Origin of the sequence: Streptomyces sp. Ncost-T10-10d (assembly GCF_900091955.1) — a bacterium.
Taxonomy (GTDB): Bacteria; Actinomycetota; Actinomycetes; order Streptomycetales; family Streptomycetaceae; genus Streptomyces.
On the sequence record NZ_FMDF01000209.1, the window covers coordinates 37,426 to 44,671 of the forward strand.

At 69.0% G+C, this 7,246-nt stretch carries 6 protein-coding genes and 2 pseudogenes; 5 read left to right on the plus strand and 3 right to left on the minus strand.

Annotated features, from left to right (window positions below; all coding sequences use genetic code 11):
• The first annotated feature begins 183 nt into the window (after positions 1 to 183).
• On the plus strand, positions 184 to 597 hold the full coding sequence (locus GA0115254_RS36600; RefSeq protein ID WP_093899579.1) for an ATP-binding protein: 414 nt from the start codon (positions 184 to 186) through the stop codon (positions 595 to 597).
• The gene (locus GA0115254_RS36605; RefSeq protein WP_370741003.1) at positions 594 to 1,547 is read left to right on the plus strand and encodes an RNA polymerase sigma factor SigF; all 954 of its coding nucleotides are present in this window, start codon (positions 594 to 596) and stop codon (positions 1,545 to 1,547) included. Before GA0115254_RS36600 ends, GA0115254_RS36605 begins: the two co-directional genes overlap by 4 nt.
• A gap of 150 nt (positions 1,548 to 1,697) precedes the next feature.
• Here GA0115254_RS36605 and GA0115254_RS36610 read toward each other — a convergent pair whose 3' ends face one another.
• On the minus strand, positions 1,698 to 2,153 hold the full coding sequence (locus GA0115254_RS36610; protein ID WP_176740435.1) for a hypothetical protein: 456 nt from the start codon (positions 2,151 to 2,153) through the stop codon (positions 1,698 to 1,700).
• 162 nt (positions 2,154 to 2,315) lie between these two features.
• On the opposite strand from GA0115254_RS36610, the gene GA0115254_RS36615 reads away from it, so the two are divergent.
• Together GA0115254_RS36615 and GA0115254_RS36620 are read left to right on the plus strand one after the other, a co-directional pair.
• Positions 2,316 to 3,284 carry a diacylglycerol/lipid kinase family protein gene (locus GA0115254_RS36615; protein ID WP_093899581.1) on the plus strand — a complete coding sequence of 323 codons (969 nt, stop codon included), beginning with the start codon at positions 2,316 to 2,318 and terminating at the stop codon, positions 3,282 to 3,284.
• Between the two features lie 319 nt (positions 3,285 to 3,603).
• The gene (locus tag GA0115254_RS36620) at positions 3,604 to 3,861 is read left to right on the plus strand and encodes a WhiB family transcriptional regulator (protein ID WP_003953983.1); all 258 of its coding nucleotides are present in this window, start codon (positions 3,604 to 3,606) and stop codon (positions 3,859 to 3,861) included.
• Positions 3,862 to 4,035: 174 nt separating this feature from the next.
• Here the strand turns inward: GA0115254_RS36620 and GA0115254_RS36625 are convergent, their stop codons facing one another.
• Together GA0115254_RS36625 and GA0115254_RS36630 are read right to left on the minus strand one after the other, a co-directional pair.
• Complete coding sequence (locus GA0115254_RS36625; RefSeq protein WP_093899582.1) at positions 4,036 to 5,502, minus strand: PAS domain-containing sensor histidine kinase; 1,467 nt, start codon at positions 5,500 to 5,502, stop codon at positions 4,036 to 4,038.
• A gap of 352 nt (positions 5,503 to 5,854) precedes the next feature.
• A pseudogene (locus GA0115254_RS36630) lies at positions 5,855 to 6,221 on the minus strand (glucosamine-6-phosphate deaminase); the annotation flags it as partial.
• Between the two features lie 69 nt (positions 6,222 to 6,290).
• Between GA0115254_RS36630 and nagB the strand changes: the two are divergent.
• A pseudogene (gene nagB, locus GA0115254_RS36635) lies at positions 6,291 to 7,070 on the plus strand (glucosamine-6-phosphate deaminase); the annotation flags it as partial.
• Between the last annotated feature and the right edge of the window lie 176 nt (positions 7,071 to 7,246).

Below are 7,246 nucleotides of genomic sequence, written 5' to 3' on the forward strand. Positions count from 1 at the left end.
AGACCTCTACCCACTGTGTGTACTCATGGGCTTACCATGAGTGACAGTCATGGGCTGGGGGTCCGGCGACACGGCATCATGGATCGCGATAGCGTCGCCGGACCAGAACCGAAGACGTACCGCATGGCTCCGGGGCACCCTTCCCGGATCCTCGAAAGAGTTTGTGCCACCTTGGAGGTGAGGGTGTCCCAGATCGCAGGCGAGCCCGGGAATCAGGACTTCGTAGAGGTCCGGCTGCCCGCTGCGGGTGCCTACCTGTCGGTGCTGCGTACGGCAACGGCCGGTCTCGCAGCGCGCTTGGACTTCACTCTCGACGAGATCGAGGATCTTCGCATCGCGGTCGACGAGGCCTGCGCGATCCTGCTTCAGCAGGCCGTGCCGGGCTCCGTCCTCAGCTGTGTCTTCCGGCTCATCGAGGATTCTCTCGAGGTGACCGTGTCGGCCCCGACGACGGACGGCCGGGCGCCGGAGCGAGACACCTTCGCATGGACGGTGCTCTCCGCGCTGGCCGGAAAGGTCGAGTCCTCGGTCGCCGACGACCGTACTGTCAGCATCAGCCTCTACAAACAGCGCGGCGCGGGACCCGGGCCGGCGTGAGCAACGGGAACGGGGACGGTCCTGTGCGGGACGAGACGATCCGACCAGGGGTGGTGCGCGCAGCAGGCATCCCGGAACAGCAGGCCCTGCCCCATCCGGTGGACGGGGCGGACGGGCCTGCGGGCCGTACGGCCGCGGTGGAGCAGTCGCAGGCGGAGCAGGCAGGCCAGATGAGCGAGCACGGGCACCACGATCCACACGACCGCAGCGGGGCACGGGCGCTGTTCATCGAACTGCGCAAGCTCCCCGACGGGTCGGCCGAGAAGGCGGAGCTGCGCAATCAGCTGGTGCGGATGCATCTGCCGCTCGTGGAGCATCTGGCCCGCCGGTTCCGCAATCGCGGCGAGCCTCTGGACGATCTGACCCAGGTCGCCACGATCGGCCTGATCAAGTCGGTGGACCGGTTCGACCCGGACCGCGGCGTCGAGTTCTCGACGTACGCGACCCCCACGGTCGTCGGCGAGATCAAGCGCCACTTCCGTGACAAGGGCTGGGCGGTCCGGGTGCCGCGCCGGCTCCAGGAGCTGCGGCTCTCGCTCACCACGGCCACTGCCGAACTCTCCCAGCAGCACGGCCGCTCGCCGACGGTGCACGAACTGGCGGAGCGGCTGGGCATCTCCGAGGAAGAGGTCCTGGAGGGCCTGGAATCGGCCAATGCGTACAGCACGCTCTCGCTGGACGTGCCGGACACGGATGACGAGTCCCCGGCGGTCGCGGACACGCTGGGTTCCGAGGACGAGGCGCTGGAGGGCGTCGAGTACCGGGAGTCGCTCAAGCCTCTGCTGGAGGACCTGCCGCCGCGCGAGAAGCGGATTCTGCTGCTGCGCTTCTTCGGCAACATGACCCAGTCGCAGATCGCGCAGGAGGTGGGCATCTCGCAGATGCACGTCTCGCGGCTGCTGGCCCGCACACTGGCGCAGCTGCGCGAGCGGCTGCTCGTCGAGGAGTAGCGCGAAGGGCCGGTTCGGGCGCGGGGGCCGGCGGAAACGGCCGCGCCCGTGCCGGGCAGCGGCGACCGGCGGTCGGCTCGTACGTGCAGCACCCGCGCCGGGGAATCGCCGGCATCCGGGGCCGCCTCGCCCGGACACCGGGCGTCCGGCTCAGGCGTCCGGCGTGGTGCCCGGCCGGCGGATGCCGAGTGCCTCGACGGTCGTCGGCCTGACCAGCTGGTAGAGCGCCGTCAGGGTCATTGCGGCGAGGACGATCCCGGCCGGGATCAGTACGCCGTGCGACCTCAGCAGCGTCCAGGCCACCGGAAGCCCGATGATCTGCGTGATGAGCGCGGGGCCGCGGCTCCAGCTGCGCCGCCGCAGCAGTCCACGGGCGGCGAACAGCGGGATCAGGGCGAGCGCGATCAGCGTCAGACCGCCCATCTCCGCCTGCTGCGGGCTCTCGGGGCGTCCGAGCAGACCCATGACCAGCATGTAGATCCCGCCGATGGCCAGCGCCGCCCCTTCCAGGGCGGTGAGTCCGGCAACGAGAGTGATCCTGCTCGGCTTCGCCGGTTCGAGCCTCGGCGAGGGCGACGAGGCGGGCGTGTTCTGCTGAGTACTCACCCTTGCAGGTTGGCATCCCGGCGCCGCGAAAGCGAAGCCGGGGTCGGAATCGGTACGGGAACGGACGACCGGCCCGCCCCGCAGCACCCGGACCGTCACCGAGCGTGAAGGTCATGGGGCAGGACTTCAGAGCGATACCACGCGGTAGGTAGTCTGGCCGTCATGCGCGCACTCCTTGTGGTCAATCCAGCTGCTACCACCACCAGTGCGCGGACGCGTGATGTGCTCATCCACGCGCTGGCCAGCGAGATGAAGCTGGAGGCCGTGACCACGGAGTACCGGGGCCACGCCCGGGACCTGGGGCGGCAGGCCGCGGACTCCGGAGAGATCGACCTGGTGGTCGCCCTGGGCGGCGACGGCACGGTCAACGAGGTCGTCAACGGCCTGCTCCACAATGGCCCCGACCTGGACAACCTGCCGAGTCTCGCGGTCGTTCCCGGTGGCTCCACCAATGTTTTCGCGCGTGCCCTGGGGCTGCCCAACGATGCGGTGGAGGCGACCGGCGCGATCCTGGACGCACTCGCCAACCGCACCGAACGCACGGTCGGTCTCGGGCTGGCGGCCGGCACGCCGGGCACCGAGGACGAGTCGGTTCCGGAGCGCTGGTTCACTTTCTGCGCCGGGCTCGGATTCGACGCGGGCGTGGTCGGCCGGGTCGAACAGCAACGCGAACGCGGCAAGCGCTCGACGCATGCGCTGTATGTACGCCAGGTGATCCGGCAATTCCTGGAGGAGCCGCACCGGCGGCACGGGGTGATGACACTGGAGACGCCCGGACAGGAACCGGTCACCGACCTCGCGCTGTCCATAATTTCCAACACGGCTCCGTGGACGTACCTGGGGAATCGCCCCATGTACGCGTCCCCGAAGGCCACCTTCGACACCGGCCTGGACGTGCTCGGGCTGAAGCGGCTCTCCACCTCGGCGGTCGCCCGCTACGGCACCCAGCTGCTCACTTCGACCCCGGAGAAGGGTCCGTCCGGCAAGCACGCCGTTTCACTGCATGACCTCACAGACTTCACCTTGCATTCAAAGGTGCCGCTGCCCTTCCAGATGGACGGCGACCACCTGGGAGTGCGTACCAGTGTGACGTTCACAGGCGTACGCCGTGCACTGCGTGTGATTGTGTGAGTGGAAGGGACCAAAGTCCTTTAACTCGAACGTTTGGGCTGGGCTCCACCCCATAGAAGTACGGCTGTGACCTAGTCGACACCGAGGAATCAAAAAAAAGTTTCCAGAAGGGGTTGTATCCGCAGCCGAGGTTTGCGAATCTCTACATGGCGATCGGGACGGCCCGCAACAACGGCCTCCACTGAGAGCCAGAACCCCTCCTCACTTCACAGGACCACAACCAGTTCATCTGGGCGTCGGCCCGTCACCTGCGGGGGGATTCGTGAAAGCGTTCACATTCACAAGCACCAGTATGTAATACCAAGGAGAGGTAGCAGCCATGGACTGGCGTCACAACGCCGTTTGTCGTGAGGAAGACCCCGAGCTGTTCTTCCCCATCGGCAACACCGGTCCTGCGCTGCTGCAGATCGAGGAAGCCAAGGCCGTCTGCCGTCGCTGCCCCGTCATGGAGCAGTGCCTGCAGTGGGCGCTCGAGTCCGGCCAGGACTCCGGCGTCTGGGGTGGCCTCAGCGAGGACGAGCGCCGCGCGATGAAGCGCCGTGCCGCTCGCAACCGGGCGCGTAACGCCAGCGCCTGATCCGACGCCACCGCTACGAGCCTCAGCCAGGCGGCGCGTACAGAGCGTACGCACAACCCCGCCCCCCGAGTCGCAGCGCGCAGTACCCCCGAAGCGCATGCATGAACAGTGAGCCCGGACCGTGATCAACGGTCCGGGCTCACTGCTGTGTTCGTACCTTGCCGGCCGCCGGGGCTACTTCTGGGCGCGGACCGGGATGTCGAGAACGACCTGGGTGCCGCGGTCCGGGGCCGGGACCATGCCGAAGGTGCCGCTCAACTCGCCCTCCACCAGCGTCCTCACGATCTGCAACCCCAGGTTGCCGGCGCGCTGCGGGTCGAATCCCTCGGGCAGTCCGCAGCCGTCGTCCTGGATCGTGATCAGCAACCGCGTCCCGGCGGAGCTACCGCCGCGTACCGCCGACACTTCCACCGTGCCGGACTCGGCGAGGGTGAAGGCGTGCTCCAGGGCGTTCTGCAGGACCTCGGTGAGTACCATCGCCAGCGGTGTGGCCACTTCGGCGTCGAGAATGCCGAAGCGTCCCGTACGGCGACAGGTGACCTTGCCCGGGGAGATCTCGGCGACCATCGCGATGACCCGGTCGGCGATCTCGTCGAACTCCACGCGCTCGTCCAGATTCTGGGACAGCGTCTCATGGACGATGGCGATCGAACCGACGCGCCGTACCGCCTCGTTGAGCGCCTCTCGGCCCTGGGCGGAGTCCATCCGGCGGGCCTGGAGCCGCAACAGGGCAGCGACGGTCTGGAGGTTGTTCTTCACCCGGTGGTGGATCTCCCGGATGGTGGCGTCCTTGGTGATCAACTCCCGCTCGCGGCGGCGCAGTTCCGTGACGTCCCGGAGGAGGACCAGGGAGCCGATCCTGACCCCCTTGGGCTTGAGCGGGATCGCCCGGAGCTGGATCACCCCGCCCGCGCACTCGACCTCGAACTCACGGGGCGCGTATCCGCTGGCGAGTTTGACCAGGGCCTCGTCAACCGGGCCGCGGGAGGGGGCGAGTTCGGCGGTGATCCCGCCCAGGTGCTGGCCGACCAGGTCGGAGGCGAGGCCGAGGCGGTGGTAGGCGGAGAGACCGTTGGGGCTGGCGTACTGGACGACCCCGTCGGCGTCGAGCCTGATCAGCCCGTCGCCGACGCGCGGCGATGCGTCCATGTCGACCTGCTGGCCGGGGAACGGGAAGGAGCCGGCGGCGATCATCTGGGCCAGGTCGGAGGCCGACTGGAGGTAGGTGAGCTCCAGCCGGGACGGTGTACGGACGGTCAGGAGGTTGGTGTTGCGGGCGATGACCCCGAGAACCCGGCCCTCACGGCGTACGGGGATCGACTCGACCCGTACCGGCACCTCCTCGCGCCACTCCGGGTCGCCCTCGCGCACGATCCGGCCCTCGTCCAGCGCGGCGTCGAGCATCGGGCGGCGGCCGCGCGGCACCAGGTGGCCGACCATGTCGTCCTGGTAGGAGGTGGGGCCGGTGTTGGGCCGCATCTGGGCCACGGACACATAGCGGGTGCCGTCGCGGGTGGGAACCCACAGCACGAGGTCGGCGAAGGACAGATCGGAGAGCAGCTGCCACTCCGAGACCAGCAGATGCAGCCACTCCAGGTCGGTGTCACTGAGGGCTGTGTGCTGGCGGACGAGGTCGTTCATGGAGGGCACGTGTGCGAGCGTACCCGCGGATGGGCAATGGTTCCGAACCGAACGACCCGGCCGTACGTGTAAGGGCGGGGGCCCGGAAAATTGCGGCCGTCCGACGGATGGACATGGGCGAATGGTCTAGTCCACAATGCTCAAGACAGAGCTTCCGCTCTCCCCGCACAGGAGGGTGGATCGAGGTACCCGCGCTCTCTGCCCTGACTGCGCAGGCACCTCTCCCCGGCCGGGGGCACCGCACACCGCCGGCCGAGCAACTCAGGGCTGCGGTGCCGGACGGGCTGAGGGTCCCGTCCCGGCGCCGCGGCCCGCGGGTGTTCTCCGGCCGTCGCCCGTACCCGGCCCGTGATCAGCGGGTCTCGGTGACCTCGACCGGTGCGCGACGCGTCCGGATCCTGACCGCGGGCGATCACCACCTCGTACGCCGGCATCCGCGGCGGCAGGATCTCCAGGATCGGCCGTACCTCTTCGGCAACCCCCGCCGCCGGCGGCACGAAACCCGCTGACGCCACCTCCACCTGGGCCTTCGGGCCGACCACGAACAGGTCCGCGCCACGGCCGCGCAGCCGGTTCAGGACGGGCTGGAGGGCTTGGCCGCCCCGGCCGTCCGTGACGACCGCGATCACCGGGAAGGTGTTGTCGGCCACGGCGCGCGGGCCGCGCGGCGGATCGGCGCCGGAGCAGGAGAGAGCCGGGATGCAGCTGGTCTCCATCCGGCTTCTGCTAGATTGGACCCTGATTGGTCTATACCACATGATTCAACTCTTCAGATCGGCAGGCCCCGCGTGGAAGTTGTCATCGTCCCGGACGCCAAGGCAGGCGGCGAACTCATCGCGGAAGCCATCGGCGCCCTGCTGAGCCGCAAGCCCGACGCCCTTCTCGGCGTTGCCACCGGCTCTACCCCGCTGCCCATCTACCAGGCGCTGGCGGCCAAGGTCCGCTCCGGCGCCGTGGATGCCTCCCGCGCCCGCATCTGCCAGCTCGACGAGTACGTCGGGCTGCCGGCGGGCCACCCCGAGTCCTACCGCTCCGTGGTGCTGCGCGAGGTCGTCGAACCGCTCGGCCTGTCCGAGTCGTCCTTCATGGGCCCCGACGGCTCCGCCGAGGACGTCCTGGCCGCCTGCCAGGCATACGACAAGGCGCTCACGGAGGCCGGCGGGGTGGACCTGCAGCTCCTCGGCATCGGCACCGACGGGCACATCGGCTTCAACGAACCGTGCTCCTCGCTCGCCTCCCGTACCCGGATCAAGACGCTCACCGAGCAGACCCGGGTCGACAACGCGCGCTTCTTCGACAACGACATCTCGCAGGTGCCGCACCACGTGATCACCCAGGGCATCGGCACCATCCTGGAGTCCCGCCACCCGATCCTGCTCGCCACCGGCGAGGGCAAGGCGGACGCCGTGGCGCAGACGGTGGAAGGGCCGGTGGCCTCGATCGTGCCCGCGTCGGCGCTGCAGTTGCATCCGCATGCGACGGTGGTGGTGGACGAGGCTGCCGCGTCGAAGTTGAGGCTGGCGGACTACTTCCGCGCCACGTATGCGGCGAAGCCGCTGTGGCAGGGGGCTTTAGACCGACCTGCAAATGGGGGGTGGGAGAAGGAGCGGGGCTGGGTGCGTGCAGCTGCAAGGCGGAGGAGGGAGGCAACGCGAAGGGGGCCCCTCCCATGCCTTTCGGGCTATGGGGGAGTTGTTGACCGACGACAACGCCGCGGGTGTGCGTGCCCAGCCCCGCGACGCCG